We start from the raw sequence: 16824 nt of genomic DNA, 5'->3' as shown, positions 1-16824 counted from the left end.
TATATGGCATTTGAACCCATTGATATTTATTTGTGGCAGGAGCAAGTTTTTAATTATCGTGTGGCTAAAGGTTATTTAACTTTTAAGCAACTAGCAAACTTTGAAGTTTTTAGCGGGGAGTATCAGAGGGAAATAGAGCAAGAACACGAAGAGAAAATTATTCAATATCTTAAAAATGAAAAGTATCGTTATTTGCCTGATATTGTGATTGTGGTAAGGGATAAGAAATTGCAATTTGTTGAATGGTGAAAAGTGGAAATATATTTATAAATCAATCTTTGGGTATTCGCATATCACAACGCAAAGATTGTTTAGCAAAATTACAAGTTTGGGAGACCTCAAAAAAAGATGAAATGTTACAAAAATTTAAAATCGTTGATGGCAATCATAGGCTTTCAGCAATAAAAAGGCTTTTGGAGAGTGAAGAAAGTAGCTTTGGTGATGAAATCATCGGTGTAACTTTCATTTTATCCAATGAGGATAACATCAAAAATGAGTTGGCACTCTTTTATTATCTTAATTCCAAATCCAAGCCGCTTTTGCCAAAAGATTATCTAAGCAAGACATTGAAAGAATTTCAAGATTCTAAAGAACTTAAAAGTATTGATTGGTGGCTATATGTATTTAAAGAATCAAATGATAAGATTTTGGGTATTTTTAAAGATTATCAGGATAAATTAGAAAAAAATATAATTGCTAAAGCTTGTGATTATTTGGCAAAAAAGATTGAAAACGAGGAACTGCTAAATAATTTTTTCGCATTTTTGAGAGATAGTGTTAAGCAGGATAATTTTAAAGAGGTATTAGAAAGTTTTTCTAATCATAATCAACTAGCAGAATTTATTTGTATTGCCTTTTTACTCTATGAAAAAATGCAAAATGATGAGAACATTGAGCTAGGAAAAGAAATAAAATATTTTTGTGAGTGGTTGTTAGAGGATGCGAAGTTAGAAAAATTTCAAGATTTTGAAAATCTCTTTTTGGTCTATCAGAATACCTATATTCCTAAAAGTTTTAAGATTTTTATTGCTATGGAATTTAAAGGTAATGATGATGTTGATAAAGCGATAAGAGGAGCTATAAAAGAGGCAAGTAGAAATTTAGGAGATGAAAAACTTTTGGAGCCTTTACGCATAGATAAACATATAAAAGGAACAACTTATAAAATTATTGATGAGATTTTTAATCAAATTGATGAGAGAGGGCTTGTGATTGCGGATATTACAGGTAAAAATCCTAATGTTTATTTGGAAGTGGGTTATACTTTAGCCCTTTGTCGTGCTAAAGGGATTGATAATCAACTGATTTTGTTGCTTAAAGATAATGGAGATGGGCAAGTAAAAGAAGAAGTTGGTTTTGATTTACAGGGGTATAAATGGATTCCTTATAAAAATACAGAGGAATTAAGGGAAGAACTTGAAAAAGAATTAAAAGAATATTATCGGATAAAATATATTCCTAAATTTCCCAAATAGTAAAAGTAAAATGTAGGCGTTATAATTTCCCTAAATTTAAGTTTTAATAGCAACTTAAGCCCTTGCTCGTGCCAAAATATAAGGATTCCACAAACTTACAAAATAAGCCTTATATCCTCTCACGATGTGATTTTGAGGAGCTTAAAAGTTATATAGAATCCTTTGATGAAGATGTGCTGCTTTTAAGCGAGAACATAAGGGTGAAAGATTTAGGTTATCAAACATTGTGTAAAGTTAAAGAAAAAATGGCAAATGATAGTGAGACACAAGCGATTGAAATTAGTGGGGATATGCAAACGCTTAAGGCGGAGAATGCTTTGAGGGTTTTAGAGAGTTTCTTTCATACGAAGAGTAAAAAGCTTGAAAGGTTTGCAGAGATTAAAGATGAAATTTGTCATTTCAAGAAATTTAGCTCCACGCTTGATTTTAGCATTATAGAAGAGATAAATGTAAAGATAAAAGAAGTTTTATTAGCTAAAAGTGAAGAGGAATTACAAGCGGAATTTAATGATGGTAAAATAAATCTTAGTGAATATACAGAGGCTATCAAGCAAAATGCAAAAATACAAAAAATAGAATCGTATGAACTTAATGCGGAATTAAAAGAGTATTATTATAATCCTTTAATCCTTGATGAGAAGCAAGATGGGCGGATTGTGTGTGCGATAAAAGAGCAAAGCGAGATTGCATTTTTAAAGGAATTACAAGTTTATATAAAAAATAAAGACAATGCACTAAAAGACTATGAATGGTGCTTTAGCAAGATTGTAGAAAATGTGGATTCTATTTACATTCCTTATTTTGATTCGCAAAATCAAGCGTATAGGAAGTTTTATCCCGATTTTATCTTTTGGCTAAGGCATAAGCAAAGCAAGGAGTATAAAATCATTTTCATAGACCCTAAGGGCTTAACACACGAGGTGAATGCAAGGGATAAGGTGCAAGGATTTGAAAGTGTTTTTGGCGAGAGCAAGGGATTAGACAATCAAGTGTTTTTGTATTATTTCAATCCGCAAGGCACTGCAAATCTAAGTCAAGAATTGCAAAACTACACCAAATCTACCCTCGCAGAGATATTTTGTCTTTAAGGTGCCTACGCTTCTTTAAAAAACCTTTCATTTTTTGCTATACTTCAGCTTTGATTTAATGGAGTGGTGATGATTAAGATTTATGATAGCAAATTAAAAGAAAAAGTTGAATTTAAGCCTATTAATCCAAAAGAAGTGCGTATGTATGTGTGCGGTCCGACGGTGTATGACGATTCACATTTAGGGCACGCAAGAAGCGCGATTGTGTTTGATTTGTGGCGCAAACTCTTGCGGGAGTGCGGTTACCAAGTGATTTTTGCCAAAAATTTTACCGATATTGATGACAAAATCATCAACAAATCCTCACAAACAGGCTTAAGTGTGGAGGAAATCACGCAAACTTACACACAAAAATATTTAGACGAAATGGAATCTCTAGGCGTGGAACGTGCCGATATTGAGCCAAAGGCTACACAAAGTTTGCCAAGCATTTGCGCGATGATTCAAACGCTACTAGATAAAGGCTTTGCTTATCAAACGCCCAATGGAGATATTTATTTGTCTGTGGATAAAGACATAGATTATGGGAGTTTGAGCGGTAGAATCGCAGATGAGGAATCCAAAAGCAGAATCCAAAATAGTGAGCAAAAGCACGATGTAAAAGATTTTGCGCTTTGGAAAAGCTACAAAGGCGTAGGTGATGTGGGCTATGATTCGCCTTTTGGCAAGGGGCGTCCGGGTTGGCACATTGAGTGTAGCGCAATGATTCAAGAACATTTGGCAACAGAGGGCAAATACGCGATTGATATTCACGGGGGCGGAGCAGATTTGCTGTTTCCTCACCACGAAAATGAGGTTTGTCAGACGCGTTGTGCGCAGGGACAGAATCTCGCAAAATATTGGATACACAACGGCTTTGTAACGATTAATGGCGAAAAAATGGCAAAGTCGCTTGGGAACAGCTTTTTTATCAAAGATGCTTTGGCAAATTACGATGGAGAGATTCTGCGATTCTATCTTTTAAGCACACATTATCGTGCGGGATTAAATTTCTCTGAAGAGGATTTGCTCGCAAGCAAGAAGCGGCTAGATAGAATCTATCGGCTTAAAAAACGATTGGCACAGACGCAAGTTAAAGTCTCGCAAAATGCAGAATCTCAAAATGAGAAAAATGCTTTTAGTGAGGCATTTTTAGAGGCTTTAAGCGATGATTTAAATATTTCCAAAGCCCTAAGCATTGTAGAGGAACTTATCGCGAACGCAAATGAAATGCTAGATAATAAGCAAAAGGATAAGATTCCACAAATTGCGGCAAATCTTGCTTTGGTTGCAAGAATTTTGGGTGTAGGCTTAAAGGATTCTTTTGAATACTTTAAACTTGGTGTGAGCGAAGCAAGACGCGCAGAGATTGAATCTCTCATCGCAAAAAGAGCGGAATACAAAAAGGCAAAAGATTTTGCAAATGCAGATAAAATCCGAGAGGATTTACGCACAAATGGAATAGAGATTATGGATACACCTAGTGGGTGTGAGTGGGAAAAAATATAGAATCGCAAACCTCGTTGGATTTTGTCTGATAAATTGGTGATTCTATACAAGCAAAAGGAAAGAAATGGAAACTTTAGACTTCATTAGCCTTTTTGGTATTGCGCTAGTTGGGGGATTTGGGCATTGCATTGGTATGTGTGGTGGAATCGTGTTAGCCTTTAGCGGGAAATTAGCTAAAAACAATACAAGCAAGGGAGGAATAGCTATCTCTCATTTGCTTTACAATCTTGGACGCATTAGCACTTATGTGTTGCTTGGCGCATTGGTTGGTGGGCTTGGAAGTATGTTTAGTCTCAATGGCACTTTGCGTGGTGTATTGTTTGTTGTTGCGGGATTTTTGATGGTGTTTGCGGGATTATCGCTTTTTGGTAAATCAAAATTTTTGACATTCTTAGAGCATTCGGTGCAAAATTCCAAATGGTATCAAATGCAATTCCAAAATGCTTTGAATCTTAAGACACCTTTTAGCCTCTATGTTTTAGGGTTGCTAAATGGATTGTTGCCTTGTGGTTTTGTTTATGCGTTTCTTTTTAGTGCAGCATCTTTTGCGAGTGTTTTTAAGGGTGCATTGGTGATGTTGATTTTTGGAATTGCTACGATTGTGCCTTTGTTGCTTTTTGGAATCTTAGCCAATACGATTCTATACAAGCCTTTTTTACGCAAACTCGCAATGAATCTTGCCGCAATTTCTATTGTAATTTTTGGAGCTTTAATGGTTGAAAAAGGCGTGAGATTCTTGCAAAATCCACAAATGTCCCATAAAATGCACCAAATGCAAGATTCGCATTCTCCGCAAACAATGGAATCCCAAGAAATGGGAACTATGCAACACTCTATACAGGAGGAAGCTCCTAGTATGGATTTTAAAAATTAAAGAAAAGAGTGGGTTAAGATTGATAGAATTTTAAGAGGATTTTATAAAAAAATCATAATTTTGACTACAAAAGTCTATTTTTTAAGGCAAAATTGCATACCATATAGCAATGCGAGTTTAAGTCTGGAGTTATTATGAATTTAATTAAAACCATTCGCCCATTTTTTGCCACCGTGATTGCTGGTATTGAAGTGGATCATAAATTATGTAGCGTTGTGGTGAATTTTTATCGCAGAGGCAAGATAATACAGACTCAAACAAAAGAATTTAAAACCAATCCCGGCGAATTACCAATCCAAGCGGTGCGGTATATCAAAAAAATTCGTGCCAAAAATCCTTTTACTTATGTTTCAACTTTGTCGCGTTCCATTACGCAAGGAGTGATTAATTCTGATAAAGAGAGTGATTTTGAAAAGCACGGCATTAATTGCAATGAAATTGTTTATAAACGATTTGATAATAATTGGTCTGTTTATGTTTTAAATCAAGGAATCGCAGAAACAAAAAAGTGTTTTTTGAAATTGGGTGCAGACTTTGTAGTTTCTCCTTTTTTAGTGCTTTATCGCTTAGCAAAAGACACCTTTCAAGATTCTTGCAAATTGTATGTATTATTCCAACGTTCCAATATGACTTTAATTGTTACCAAACAAAACGCAGGTGTGTTGTTTGGTGGATATTATGTGTTGGAGAGTGAGATTAATTTGGGGTTGTCTATTGTGAAGCATTCCTTGAGCGAAGACGAAGAGGATATTCAAAAAACGAATATTGAATCGGATTTACAGCACGAATTGAGCGGAATTGAAGATGTTTTAGATTTAGATAGCGAAAGCGATGATGCAGAAGATCTTATTAAGGTTTTAAAAAATGACGATACAGAAGATGAATTGCAAGAGGATTCCAAAGAGCCTAAGGGAGATGATTTAGATGATTTTTCTCGCGTTGATACAGCGGCGAAATTTATTCAATCTGCTTTAAATGAGTTTTACAACAATGATCTTTACGAGGGGGAATTTATCAGTGAAGTTGTGATTTTTAATCCCCATAATATCGCAGAAGAAACCTTGCAGCAGATTCAACAAATCACTATGCTAGAAGTGCAGGTGCTTACTTGTGAAGTCGCAAAAGAATTGGCGGATTTAGGTTATGAATCTTATAGGTTTTTTGAAACAAAAGGGCAAGTATGAATTATAGTTTCACGCAACCGGGCAAAAAAACAATTCTAAAAAAAGTTTCGCGTATTTGGTGGGGCTATATTTTCTTAACGCTCTTTATTTTTGTTGGCTTTGTCGCAATGCTAAAAGTGCAGGGATATTTTATGCAGCAAAACGAAAAAGCAGCCATAGAAATGCAGCAACAAATGTTAAAGCAAATTAAAGAATATCAGGAGATAATGCTTGCAGAAGAGGAAAAAGTGTATTTTCATTCCTATGTAGAAAGCCAAAACAAAATGTTACAAGAGAGTGTTGAGAATCTCTTTGATTTAATCCCCGAGCAAATCACTCTTAACAAGATTCAAATGGAGCAATCCCAATTAACTCTTTATGGAACAACCCCTTCTAAGCAGATTTACACTTTCTTGCTTGAAGTGCCTTTGCGTTCTATTTTTCATCAAAGTCGTGCAGATTTTTATATGTTACCAAATGGTTGGTATAATTTCGTGTCTATTAGCAAATTAAATCAAGAGGAAGCGCAACAATGAGAGCATTTTTTGCACAAATTGATTGGGTCCGCAATACTTTCTTTTTCGTCTTTTACTTTTTTATGGTTATTGTAGTTTTTATGAGTGTATTAAAACCACAATTGGATATATTCCGCAAAACAAATGCACAATATCGTAAGGAACTTTATGTGCAAGGCAGGATAGAATCTCAACGTGATGCAGAAATGCAAAAACTTGCGAATTATCAAAACCAAAATGCGTTCGCTCTTGAAAATTTTGAGCGTCAAATTACACAAAAAGAGATTGAGGAAAAATTAAGAATTATTTTTACAGATGTTGGGGTTGTAGAGGACGGAACGCCTTTGTTTGAGGGAAAATATCTAAAACAACGTTTTGTTGTTAGTGGTCGTTTGGATAATATACATAAACTCAAAGAAGCTTTGAATATAACAAAAACCTTGCCCGGTGTCGTGCGTTTTAGCTTTCCTATTCAGATTGAAAGAGAAAATGCCGAATTGGTTTTCTCTTTCAGATTAGACGCCTATTCTCTGCCTACAAAATCTTATTAATATTTTTCGCATTTTTGAAACATTCTTTCAAAATGTTGTTTTGCTTTAGCAATGGAATCTTGATTTTGTGTAATTAAAAGCGTTTCATAGTTTGTTTCAAACGCACTCTTAGACCAATTTGCCGAGCCTAGCACAAGGTGTGAATCATCGCTAATTGCCATTTTTGTGTGCATTAAGCCATTGTATTTTCCGTTGCGTGAGCGTTCCCCCTCTAAGAGGCAGGTTTCTATGTTTTTTAGCTTTGCAAGATAGCCAATCGTAGATTTATTGGGGTCTTGATTACTTTTTTTATCGTAGATAATACGCACCTTTACGCCTTTTTTTGCAATATCGCGAATGGCTTTGCTGATTTCACGATTCGTAAAACTATAAATCGCAACATCTAAGGAAGTCTGTGTGTTGTTGATTGTGGAAAGGAGCGCATTAAGCGCAGTATTTTGTTCTTGGGGCATAAAATAGAGCGCATCTGCCCACATAAAATTCACAAAAAGACTGATGAGAACGAAAACTTTTTTAAACATTGGAAGTTCCTTGCAAAATTAAGATACAAATTGTTAAAATTGTAGCAATTCTTTGTTTAAAAAGATTAAACAAAGCAAATAGGGAGTATCTATGAAACTATATCTCATCAATAAAAATCCCATTATTAGCAAACTTGTGGCACTAAGCGTGTCTAAGCTTGGTGTGGAAATGGAAGAGGCTCAAGAAATTGATTCAAGTTTAAGCGCACAGATTGTGTTAATAGATGATGAATGTTTTGAAAAGGAGTTGTTTGACGCTTATAAAACAGCAAATCCTGAAACAAAATTTTGTCTATTTTATGCTAAATCCACCGAACGTTTAGAGGGATTTGATGAGTATATTCAAAAGCCTTTTTTGCCAACAGATCTTGTAAAAACTTTAAGCAAGGTTTCTGGAATCACACCTATGGATCATCAACAAGCCCATAAAGAAAGCGATAATAGTGAAATATCAGAGCTTGAGGGTGCAGAATCTTTAGATTTAGACGATGAGTTAGACCTTTCTAGCTTTGATGATTTGCAATTAGACGATGAAGAGTCGGTGGCGGATTCCAATGTGGGTGGTGATGAGCAACTAGATTTTGGCGCAGAGGAGGGCATAGAGGAGGCAGCAGAGGATCCTAATGCTCCATTGGATTTTGGCGCAGAGGAGGGGGAAGAAAGCGCAACAGAGAATCCCGATGAGCAACTAGATTTTGGCGCAGAGGACGATAGCGGGGAAGAACAAGATTTAAATGTATTGGATAAAAGTGATGTAGATGAGATTAAAGATTTACTCTCCAACGAAGAGGAGACACCAAAACAAGCAGACGAATCAGAATCCTTAGAGAAAGCAATCGGGGATTTTGAAGTAAAAGATGATTTGGATTTTAGTGATTTACAGGCAGAGCTTGATAATATTGAAGTTGCAGAGGAGAGCAAAGAGGAGGAAATAGAATCCAAAGAGGAGAACATACCGCCATTAGAGGTTGAAAATACAGAGGCTAGTGAGGATTCTAAAGCGGAGGATTTTGATTTTTCCCTTGATGAGATAGGAGAAAGCATAGACGATAAACCTGAAGAATCGTCAGAATCTATGGAGAATATGGTAGCAGAGGAATCCAAAGAGGGCAACGAGGAGCTTGATTTAACGGAGGCGTTAGAGGATTCTACACAATCCGAGATAGGAGAAGAAGTGGAGAGCTTGGGAGAAACCCCTAGCGAGGAGTTAAAAGAAGAGAGTTTGGATTTAGATTTATCCGATCATTTGCCAACAGAGGAAACAAGCGAAACAAAAGAGGATTTGGATTCTTTAGGGGACTTGGGTGAGGAAGCGGATTTCAATGATTTGAGTGGAGAGGAAGCAGAGAGCCAGATTCCTTTGGATATAGGATTAGGAGATGAAAGCCAAGATGCAATGCAAGAGGAACCCAATCTAGCAGAAGAGGAAGGTTTAAAGATTCCAGAAGACACAGAATTAGAAAATAAAGAGGATTTGTCTTTAGATGAGGAAGGGTTAAATGCGGGGGAAGTGGAATCTCAAATGCCAATGTCTGATGCACCTAATACGGACGAATTTGATACTTTAAGCCTAGAGGGTATGAGTGAAGCATTAGGAGAGCCTATTGCCAAAGCTCCTAATCCTGCCCCTATTGTGCCAAATGCGAGTGTGGCGGATTCTGCATTGCCAAGCAACATTCAGGCAAACTCTTTGGAATCTTTGATTACTGCACTTCAAGCACTTCAAGCGCAGAATCTCAAAGACTTACTAAGTGGCGCAACCATTAGTATTAATATCCAATTTCCCAAAAAGGATTAGAATCTATGAAACACAAAGGAGCAATTCTAATCCTTTCAGGTCCTAGTGGAGCGGGTAAAAGCTCATTATACAAGATTCTAGCGCAAGAATTTCCCAACCATTACTTTTCCATTTCCTCCACAACGCGCGAAAAACGCAAGGGAGAAATAGAGGGGGTGCATTATCATTTCATTACCAAAGAATCCTTTGAGAAAGGAATCCAAGAGGGCAAGTTTTTAGAATGGGCGCAAGTGCATAATAACTATTATGGCACTTCCAAAGAGCAGGTTTTAAAGGCGTTAGAGGAGGATAAACTTGTCATTTTTGATATAGATGTGCAAGGACAGGCAAATATCAAAAAGGCTTTTCCAAGCCAAACCACAAGCATTTTTATCACAACACCCAACAAAAGCACACTAAAAGAGCGTTTAAATGGGCGCGGAAGCGATGATAGCGCGACAATAGAGAAACGTTTAGAAAACGCCCTTGATGAGGTGAAAAATCTACCAAACTTTGATTATTTAATCATTAATGAAAACTTAGAGGATTCCGCTAAGGAGCTTATTTGCATTGCAAAGAGTGCATTTTGCAAGGCGAGTTTGTATAAAATGCAACCTTTTTTACAAAATTGGGAAAAATAAAACTTTTCTTTCAACTTTTAAGTCATAAAACGCTAGAATTACGAAATTTTAACCCTAAACTTCAAGAGAGATTCTATGCCAAAACGCAATGATATTCACACAATTTTGCTTGTCGGTTCAGGACCGATTGTTATCGGACAGGCGTGCGAGTTTGATTACTCCGGCACACAGGCGGCTAAAACGCTTAAAGAGCTTGGCTATAAAGTGGTATTGATTAACTCCAATCCCGCAACCATTATGACAGACCCCGAGTTTGCCGACCGCACCTATATTGAACCCATCACAGAGGAAGTGGTAGCAGATATTATTCAAAAAGAAAAGGTTGATGCGATTTTACCCACAATGGGAGGGCAAACTGCACTCAATATTGCGATGAGTATGTTTGAAAAGGGAATGCTAGGGAATGTGCAATTTTTAGGCGCGAAGCCCGAAGCAATTAAAAAAGGCGAGGATAGACAAGCTTTTAAGGAAGCAATGCTAAAAATTGGTATGGACTTGCCAAAGTCGCGTTATGCTTACACACTAGAGGAGGCACTCAATGCGGCAAAAGAGATAGGATTCCCGCTCATTATCCGCGCAAGTTATACTCTAGCAGGGGGTGGAAGTGGTGTTGCTTATAACATTGATGAGTTTAAGAATCTTGCGCAAAATGGCTTGGAGATTAGCCCCATTGGAGAGATTTTGATTGAGGAATCCCTGCTAGGTTGGAAAGAATACGAAATGGAAGTAATTCGCGATAAAGCGGATAATTGCATTATCGTATGTAGCATAGAAAACCTTGACCCAATGGGTGTGCATACAGGGGATTCCATTACCATTGCCCCCGCTCTCACGCTAACAGATAAGGAATACCAAAGAATGCGTGATGCCTCCTTTGCGATTCTGCGTGAAATTGGCGTGGATACGGGCGGGAGCAATGTGCAATTTGCCATTAACCCTAGCACAGGCAGAATGACGGTTATTGAGATGAATCCACGCGTTTCGCGCTCCTCCGCACTTGCCTCCAAAGCCACAGGTTATCCCATTGCTAAAGTTGCAACTCTCCTTGCGGTGGGCTATACACTAGATGAGATTAAAAACGATATTACAGGCACTCCTGCAAGTTTTGAACCCAGCATTGATTATATTGTTACAAAGATTCCGCGCTTTACTTTTGAGAAGTTTCCTCAAGCGGATTCCACCCTTACAACCTCTATGAAAAGCATTGGTGAGGTAATGGCGATTGGTGCGACTTTCAAGGAATCCTTACAAAAAGCACTCAACAGCCTAGAAACAGGAATCTTTGGCTTCACGCCCAAAAGCAGTGATTTAAGCGAGATTCAACACGAAGTGCGCCGCCCCAATGCGGAGCGTCTGCTTTATATCGCCGATGCGTTCCGCTGTGGAGTGAGTGTGGAGGAAGTGCAAAAGTGGTGCAAAATAGATTTTTATTTTCTTAAAGAAATTGCAGAAATCATTGCGCTAGAGAAACAAATTTCTTTTGAAAAACTCAACGATGAGGGATTTTTGCGACAAGTTAAGCAATGGGGCTTTAGTGATAAGAGTTTAGCATTTTTGGTAAATCTTGAGGAATCTTTGGAATTGCGTGAAGAGGATATTTATGCCTTGCGTCAAAAACTTGGTGTGCATTTGCAATACAATGAAGTGGATACTTGCGCCGCAGAGTTTGCGACAAAAACCGCTTATTTGTATTCCACAACACCCTTTGCAAGAGAAAATGAAAATACTCAAAAACAAGAGAATCCACGCAAGAAAGTGCTAATTATTGGTGGAGGACCTAACCGCATTGGGCAGGGGATTGAGTTTGATTATTGCTGCGTGCATGCGAGTTTTGCATTGCGGGATATGGGGATTCAAAGCATTATGTATAATTGCAATCCCGAGACCGTTAGCACCGATTATGACACAAGTGATGTTTTATACTTTGAACCTATTACCTTTGAGAATGTGCGCAGTGTGATTGAACGCGAAAAGCCCGATGGAATCATCGTCCATTTTGGCGGACAAACGCCATTGAAACTTGCAAAAAAGCTCACAACCATTGGGGCAAAAATCATCGGAACGAGTGCAAAAACGATTGATATTGCCGAAGATAGGGAGAAATTTGCAAAATTTGTAGAGGAGAATGGGCTAATCCAACCCCAAAATGGCATAGCCTATACAAAAGAGGAGGCAATTTCTGTTGCCCAAAAGATTGGCTTCCCTGTGCTTGTGCGTCCTAGCTATGTGCTAGGAGGACGCGCAATGCGGATTGTTTATAATGTGTTAGAGTTGCAAGAATATATGAGCGAGGCGGTGAGCGTGAGTGAGGATTCTCCGGTGCTGATTGACAAGTTCTTAAACAACGCCATTGAACTAGATGTGGATATTATCAGCGATGGCAAGGAAGTGTATATTGCCGGGATTATGCAGCATATTGAGGAAGCTGGAATCCATAGTGGCGATTCTGCGTGTTCTCTCCCTACAATTAGCTTATCTAAGGAGAGGATTCAAGAGATTGAGCAGACCACAGCAAAGATTGCGAGAAACTTAGGTGTTGTGGGGCTTATGAATACGCAATATGCTATTTTTGAAAATGTGCTTTATCTTATTGAAGTCAATCCTCGCGCAAGTCGCACTGTGCCATTTGTGAGCAAGGCAACTGGGATTCCACTTGCTAAAGTAGCAACCGATGTAATGGTAAATGGCGACTTAAAATCCGCATTAGCGCGGTATGATAGATTCCAAAAGATAGAGTTTAAAGACGGATTGTATAAGCCCAAAACCTTAAAACATATCGCCGTCAAAGAATCGGTTTTTCCTTTTAACAAGCTAAGTGGTGCGGTGATGGTGCTAGGACCTGAAATGCGCTCCACAGGCGAAGTAATGGGGATTAGCGAGAGCTTTGGGCTAAGCTTTGCAAAAAGTCAGCTTGCCTGCAAAAACTCGCTTCCAACAAGTGGTAAGGTGTTTATCTCTCTTAGAAGCTTGGATAAGCCACAAGCGGTCTCCCTTGCGCGTGATTTACAAAGTTTTGGATTTGAGCTTTGCGCCACCAAAGGTACGGCGGAGATTCTACAAAAAGCAGGAATTTCTTGCGAGGAAGCCTTAAAAATCAGCGAGGGACGTCCAAATATCGGCGATATGTTAGCAAATGGAGAGATTGCTTTAGCCATTAATACAAGCGATGAGGCTTCTAGCAAGGACGATACCGATAAGATTCGCACACAGGTTTTGCGCAACAATGTGCCTTATTTTACAACCCTTGAAGCGGCGCGTGTCGCGGTGTGTGCGATGAGTGAAATAAAATCTCAAAATCCAAATATTGCTAGAGCTGTTCAAGATTATTTGAAATAATGGAATTACAAATTAGGCAAGGTGGAGAGGGGTTTTTTAGTAATGGGGCTATGCCAATTTTTTTAGCCCAAAGTGATACAACAGCGGGGTTTTTGTGTGCGGATTCTGCCAAGTTAAATACTATTAAGGGGCGCAGTGAATCCCAAAATGTGCTTTTAACATTGGATTCTTTTTCAAAACTAAAAAATCTTGTGCGGATTCCAAACAAGCATAAAAATAGAATCCGAAAAAGCACAAAAAGCACCTTTATTTATAAAGGCAAAAATGCTTTAAACAAGGAATCTCTAGCAATCCGTGTGGTGCAAAATCAGCAAGGACAAAATGCCTTGCACACGGAGTTTTTGCGATTCTTTCCCTTTTTGTATTCTAGCTCGGCAAATGCACACCATCAATCTTTTAATTTGGAGTTTGCATTGAAAAAGGCTGATATTGTGATATTGGATAAGCGCGGTTTAGAGGAATCCAAGCCCTCTAAAATTTATAAAATTACAAATTTGAATCTTAAATGTATTAGGTGATTTATGAAAATTTTTTCTTCTTTTGTGGTTAGTTTTATGCTAGTTTTCCTCCTTTTTTGTATTTTTTGGGCGACTATTTTTAGTGGTTACATTCAATACTATGGTATTGCGGTGTTTTTCAATCCATTTTTTTTTAATGTTTTTAACCCCTATGCCTTTGTCTTTTTTGTTGCAATTTTTGGAATCGGGTTTGTGATTCCTTTTGTGGATAAAGCGTTTAAAATTCTTTTTATTTTGGCTTTAATGGGGGTTATGGTATTGTTTATTCCGCAACTTGGACGCACAGCGGGAGAGATTTTTTTATCTAAAGATTACACTTTAAGCATTCAAGGAGAAATGCAAACGATTCGTGGATTATACGAAGATGAAAATTATATCGTCTATTTAAAAGAGGATTCCGAAGACTTTGAGACACGCAAACGCAATCTTGTGTATTACCAAAAGCCTACCCAAGAATAAAAGGTGTGTCTTGATACACAGAGAAGTTTAGCCAGTTTGCAAACAGCACGCTAGCAGAAGAACGCCACGAAAAGATTGGTAAATTCTCCGCATTGTAATAATGCTTTGGTTTCGTGATTTCTAAGCCTTTATCCAAGTCTCTTTTGTATTCTAAATCCAATGTTTCTTTGGAATATTCCGGGTGTCCTAAGATAAAGAAGTCTTTTGCGTCTTTTAAGGCAGTGATTCCGCTCTCTTCACCCTCTAGCAAGATTTTAAGATTCCTATTTTCTCGCACTTGTGCTTCATTGATTCCTGAATGGCGCGAATGTGGAATCCTGACAATCTCATCTAAACCATTTAAAAGCAAGTCTTTTTCCACCCAAGAATGCTCAAATACGCCAAAAAGCTTGGAATCTAGCGGAATCTTTTGGATTTTATGGAAATAGTGCAACCCCGCCATTGCGCCCCAGCAAAGATAGAGAGTGCTTGTGCAATGCGTCTTTAAAAAGTCCATAATTTGCGTTAATTCACCCCAATATTTCACTTCCTCAAACTCCAAATGTTCAATAGGCGCACCTGTAACAATCGCTCCATCAAACTTGCGATTCTTAATGTTTTCAAAATTCACATAAAATCGTTCCAAGTGCGACTTTGACGTATTTTTACCGACATAACTTGCGGTGGATAGAAGTGTGATATTCACTTGCAAAGGCGAGTTTGCAAGGAGAGAGAGAATCTGATTTTCTGTTTCTATTTTTGTGGGCATAAGGTTGAAAATCAACACTTCCAAAGGGCGAATATCTTGCGATTTCGCACGATTGCAACCCATAATAAAGGCATTTTGCTTTAAGAGTGAAAAAGCTGGAATATCCTCTGGAATGACAAGTGGCATAAAAATCCTTATTTCTCTAATGCTTGTTTCAAATCCGCAATCAAATCTTTAGGAGATTCCAAGCCAATACTTAAACGAATCGTGCAAGGTGTGATTCCCGCAGATTGCAATTCCGCCTCATTGAGTTGTGAATGGGTTGTGGAGGCTGGGTGAATGACAAGTGATTTAGAATCCCCAATGTTTGCAACAATCGCAAAAATCTCTAGCGCGTTGCAGACTTTTTTCGCCTCTTCAAAACTTCCCACTTCAAAACTTAGAAGTCCGCTAGAATTGGAATCGCTGAAATATTTTTGCAATAAACTATGGTAAGGATTGTCCTCTAAGCCCGGATAGAATACATTTTTGACTTTCGGGTGCGATTGTAAGAATTTCGCTACTTCTAGTGCATTTTGACTATGTTTTTTAATGCGTAATTCTAATGTTTCTAGCCCTTGAATGATAATCCACGCATTTTGTGGAGAAATGGTTGCGCCGATATTTCTTAACCATTCTGTAAGCAGTCGGATTCCAAAGATAGGTAAAGCACCCGCGAGGCTTGCATACACAAGCCCGTGATAGCTTTCATCAGGCGTGTTAAATGCGGGATAGCGGGGATTATTGACAAGCAAATCGTTTAATCCTTTGCGTTCAATCACAATACCACCCAATGCGCTTCCTTGCCCATTGACATATTTGCTTAGACTATACACCACCACATCTACGCCAAAATCTAGTGGCTTATGCAAAAACGCGGTTGCAACGGTGTTATCACAAAGCGTTACGATTCCATATTTTTTAGCAATCTTGACGATTTTTTCTACATCGGCAATCGCAATTTGCGGGTTGGAGAGGCTTTCAAAGAAAATGACTTTTGTATTTTCATTGATTGCGGATTCTAAAGTGCCCTCAATATCATCAATATCAAATGCGCTAGATGTAATGCCAAATCGCTTCAAAGTATGCACAATAAGCGTTTGTGTCCCGCCATAGATTTTATTGGAATACACGATATGATCGCCATTTTGCGCTAAGTTTGCTAAAGCGTAAAAAATCGCTGCTGTTCCACTTGCAGTCGGCACTCCAAATGCGCCACCCTCTACTGCGGCTAAGCGGTCGCCTAGAATCTTATAAGTCGGATTTGTCAATCTTGTGTAGATATTGCCAAGCTCTTGTAATCCAAATCTAGCAGCGGCTTGTTCCAAGCTCTCAAAGCTATAAGCGGTGTTTTGATAGATTGGGACATTCAATGTGCGCTGTGAATCATAAGTATAACCTGCGTGTAGTGCGAGTGTTTCTTGTGTATAGTTGTTGTGTGGTAAATTTGCCATTTTGTTTTCCTTGTTTTTAAAATTTGTGGAATTATAGCATAAAATTTAAAAAATACAATATGTATTTATAAATTTAATAATAAATTTTGCAAAACCAAGAAATTGAGATTTAATCTTTTGAAGTTTTGTGGCGTTTTTCCTCTAAATTCACATAAATTTTTATTTTACTTTTATACTTTATAAGTAAAATCTCAAATGCACTTTTTAGTGTATGTTTCTTGCACAGATTATCCCCCC

16 protein-coding genes are annotated in these 16824 nt (G+C 37.9%); 13 read left to right on the top strand and 3 right to left on the bottom strand.

Features of this window, described 5'->3' with window-relative positions; genetic code table 11:
* The first annotated feature begins 3 nt into the window (after nucleotides 1-3).
* From BS85_RS0106965 to BS85_RS0106930, 8 genes are all read left to right on the top strand, one after another.
* Nucleotides 4-249, top strand: coding sequence for a ParB N-terminal domain-containing protein (locus BS85_RS0106965; RefSeq protein WP_026944157.1), 246 nt, complete (start codon nucleotides 4-6; stop codon nucleotides 247-249).
* A 104-nt stretch (nucleotides 250-353) separates the two neighbouring features.
* Complete coding sequence (locus tag BS85_RS0106960) at nucleotides 354-1475, top strand: ParB N-terminal domain-containing protein (RefSeq protein ID WP_169734696.1); 1122 nt, start codon at nucleotides 354-356, stop codon at nucleotides 1473-1475.
* A 68-nt stretch (nucleotides 1476-1543) separates the two neighbouring features.
* Nucleotides 1544-2563, top strand: a complete 1020-nt coding sequence (locus tag BS85_RS0106955) for a hypothetical protein (RefSeq protein ID WP_026944155.1) — start codon at nucleotides 1544-1546, stop codon at nucleotides 2561-2563.
* Nucleotides 2564-2632: 69 nt separating this feature from the next.
* A complete protein-coding gene (gene cysS / locus BS85_RS0106950; RefSeq protein ID WP_034551389.1) occupies nucleotides 2633-4051 on the top strand; it encodes a cysteine--tRNA ligase in 1419 nt (472 codons plus the stop codon).
* 64 nt (nucleotides 4052-4115) lie between these two features.
* On the top strand, nucleotides 4116-4925 hold the full coding sequence (locus BS85_RS10485) for a sulfite exporter TauE/SafE family protein (protein ID WP_084310229.1): 810 nt from the start codon (nucleotides 4116-4118) through the stop codon (nucleotides 4923-4925).
* Between the two features lie 134 nt (nucleotides 4926-5059).
* Complete coding sequence (locus tag BS85_RS0106940; protein WP_026944153.1) at nucleotides 5060-6109, top strand: hypothetical protein; 1050 nt, start codon at nucleotides 5060-5062, stop codon at nucleotides 6107-6109.
* The gene (locus tag BS85_RS0106935; protein WP_026944152.1) at nucleotides 6106-6624 is read left to right on the top strand and encodes a hypothetical protein; all 519 of its coding nucleotides are present in this window, start codon (nucleotides 6106-6108) and stop codon (nucleotides 6622-6624) included. The genes BS85_RS0106940 and BS85_RS0106935 overlap by 4 nt, the downstream gene beginning before the upstream one ends.
* Complete coding sequence (locus tag BS85_RS0106930) at nucleotides 6621-7154, top strand: hypothetical protein (RefSeq protein WP_026944151.1); 534 nt, start codon at nucleotides 6621-6623, stop codon at nucleotides 7152-7154. The genes BS85_RS0106935 and BS85_RS0106930 overlap by 4 nt, the downstream gene beginning before the upstream one ends.
* On the opposite strand, the gene BS85_RS0106925 is transcribed toward BS85_RS0106930, so the two are convergent.
* Nucleotides 7151-7675, bottom strand: a complete 525-nt coding sequence (locus BS85_RS0106925) for a phospholipase D-like domain-containing protein (RefSeq protein WP_026944150.1) — start codon at nucleotides 7673-7675, stop codon at nucleotides 7151-7153. The two genes, BS85_RS0106930 and BS85_RS0106925, sit on opposite strands and share 4 nt — an antisense overlap.
* Nucleotides 7676-7766: 91 nt before the next feature.
* Between BS85_RS0106925 and BS85_RS0106920 the strand changes: the two genes are divergently transcribed.
* From BS85_RS0106920 to BS85_RS0106900, 5 genes are all read left to right on the top strand, one after another.
* Nucleotides 7767-9473 carry a hypothetical protein gene (locus tag BS85_RS0106920; RefSeq protein ID WP_026944149.1) on the top strand — a complete coding sequence of 569 codons (1707 nt, stop codon included), beginning with the start codon at nucleotides 7767-7769 and terminating at the stop codon, nucleotides 9471-9473.
* Nucleotides 9474-9478: 5 nt separating this feature from the next.
* A complete protein-coding gene (gene gmk, locus BS85_RS0106915) occupies nucleotides 9479-10093 on the top strand; it encodes a guanylate kinase (protein WP_026944148.1) in 615 nt (204 codons plus the stop codon).
* A 75-nt stretch (nucleotides 10094-10168) separates the two neighbouring features.
* On the top strand, nucleotides 10169-13429 hold the full coding sequence (carB, locus tag BS85_RS0106910; RefSeq protein WP_026944147.1) for a carbamoyl-phosphate synthase large subunit: 3261 nt from the start codon (nucleotides 10169-10171) through the stop codon (nucleotides 13427-13429).
* Entirely contained in the window at nucleotides 13429-13947 is a 519-nt protein-coding gene (locus tag BS85_RS0106905) for a Sua5/YciO/YrdC/YwlC family protein (protein WP_245596311.1), read from the top strand. Before carB ends, BS85_RS0106905 begins: the two co-directional genes overlap by 1 nt.
* A gap of 3 nt (nucleotides 13948-13950) precedes the next feature.
* Nucleotides 13951-14406, top strand: coding sequence for a hypothetical protein (locus tag BS85_RS0106900; protein WP_026944145.1), 456 nt, complete (start codon nucleotides 13951-13953; stop codon nucleotides 14404-14406).
* Here the strand turns inward: BS85_RS0106900 and BS85_RS0106895 are convergent.
* Together BS85_RS0106895 and BS85_RS0106890 are read right to left on the bottom strand one after the other, a co-directional pair.
* The gene (locus BS85_RS0106895; protein ID WP_026944144.1) at nucleotides 14393-15280 is read right to left on the bottom strand and encodes a homoserine O-succinyltransferase; all 888 of its coding nucleotides are present in this window, start codon (nucleotides 15278-15280) and stop codon (nucleotides 14393-14395) included. The two genes, BS85_RS0106900 and BS85_RS0106895, sit on opposite strands and share 14 nt — an antisense overlap.
* A gap of 8 nt (nucleotides 15281-15288) precedes the next feature.
* Nucleotides 15289-16587 (bottom strand): O-acetylhomoserine aminocarboxypropyltransferase/cysteine synthase family protein, encoded by a 1299-nt coding sequence (locus tag BS85_RS0106890; RefSeq protein WP_026944143.1) that lies wholly within the window; start codon nucleotides 16585-16587, stop codon nucleotides 15289-15291.
* Nucleotides 16588-16824: the final 237 nt, after the last annotated feature.

Source organism: Helicobacter rodentium ATCC 700285 (genome assembly GCF_000687535.1).
Classification (GTDB): Bacteria; Campylobacterota; Campylobacteria; order Campylobacterales; family Helicobacteraceae; genus Helicobacter_D; species Helicobacter_D rodentium.
This window is presented reverse-complemented; position numbering and strand designations above follow the sequence as displayed.

Coding starts and splice junctions, on each gene's coding strand:
- BS85_RS0106890 (WP_026944143.1), bottom strand. CDS start 16,587: ATGGCAAATTTACCACACAACAACTATACACAAGAAACACTCGCACTA.
- BS85_RS0106920 (WP_026944149.1), top strand. CDS start 7,767: ATGAAACTATATCTCATCAATAAAAATCCCATTATTAGCAAACTTGTG.
- BS85_RS0106925 (WP_026944150.1), bottom strand. CDS start 7,675: ATGTTTAAAAAAGTTTTCGTTCTCATCAGTCTTTTTGTGAATTTTATG.
- BS85_RS0106930 (WP_026944151.1), top strand. CDS start 6,621: ATGAGAGCATTTTTTGCACAAATTGATTGGGTCCGCAATACTTTCTTT.
- BS85_RS0106935 (WP_026944152.1), top strand. CDS start 6,106: ATGAATTATAGTTTCACGCAACCGGGCAAAAAAACAATTCTAAAAAAA.
- cysS (WP_034551389.1), top strand. CDS start 2,633: ATGATTAAGATTTATGATAGCAAATTAAAAGAAAAAGTTGAATTTAAG.
- BS85_RS0106895 (WP_026944144.1), bottom strand. CDS start 15,280: ATGCCACTTGTCATTCCAGAGGATATTCCAGCTTTTTCACTCTTAAAG.
- BS85_RS0106960 (WP_169734696.1), top strand. CDS start 354: ATGTTACAAAAATTTAAAATCGTTGATGGCAATCATAGGCTTTCAGCA.
- carB (WP_026944147.1), top strand. CDS start 10,169: ATGCCAAAACGCAATGATATTCACACAATTTTGCTTGTCGGTTCAGGA.
- BS85_RS0106940 (WP_026944153.1), top strand. CDS start 5,060: ATGAATTTAATTAAAACCATTCGCCCATTTTTTGCCACCGTGATTGCT.
- gmk (WP_026944148.1), top strand. CDS start 9,479: ATGAAACACAAAGGAGCAATTCTAATCCTTTCAGGTCCTAGTGGAGCG.
- BS85_RS0106900 (WP_026944145.1), top strand. CDS start 13,951: ATGAAAATTTTTTCTTCTTTTGTGGTTAGTTTTATGCTAGTTTTCCTC.
- BS85_RS10485 (WP_084310229.1), top strand. CDS start 4,116: ATGGAAACTTTAGACTTCATTAGCCTTTTTGGTATTGCGCTAGTTGGG.
- BS85_RS0106905 (WP_245596311.1), top strand. CDS start 13,429: ATGGAATTACAAATTAGGCAAGGTGGAGAGGGGTTTTTTAGTAATGGG.
- BS85_RS0106965 (WP_026944157.1), top strand. CDS start 4: ATGGCATTTGAACCCATTGATATTTATTTGTGGCAGGAGCAAGTTTTT.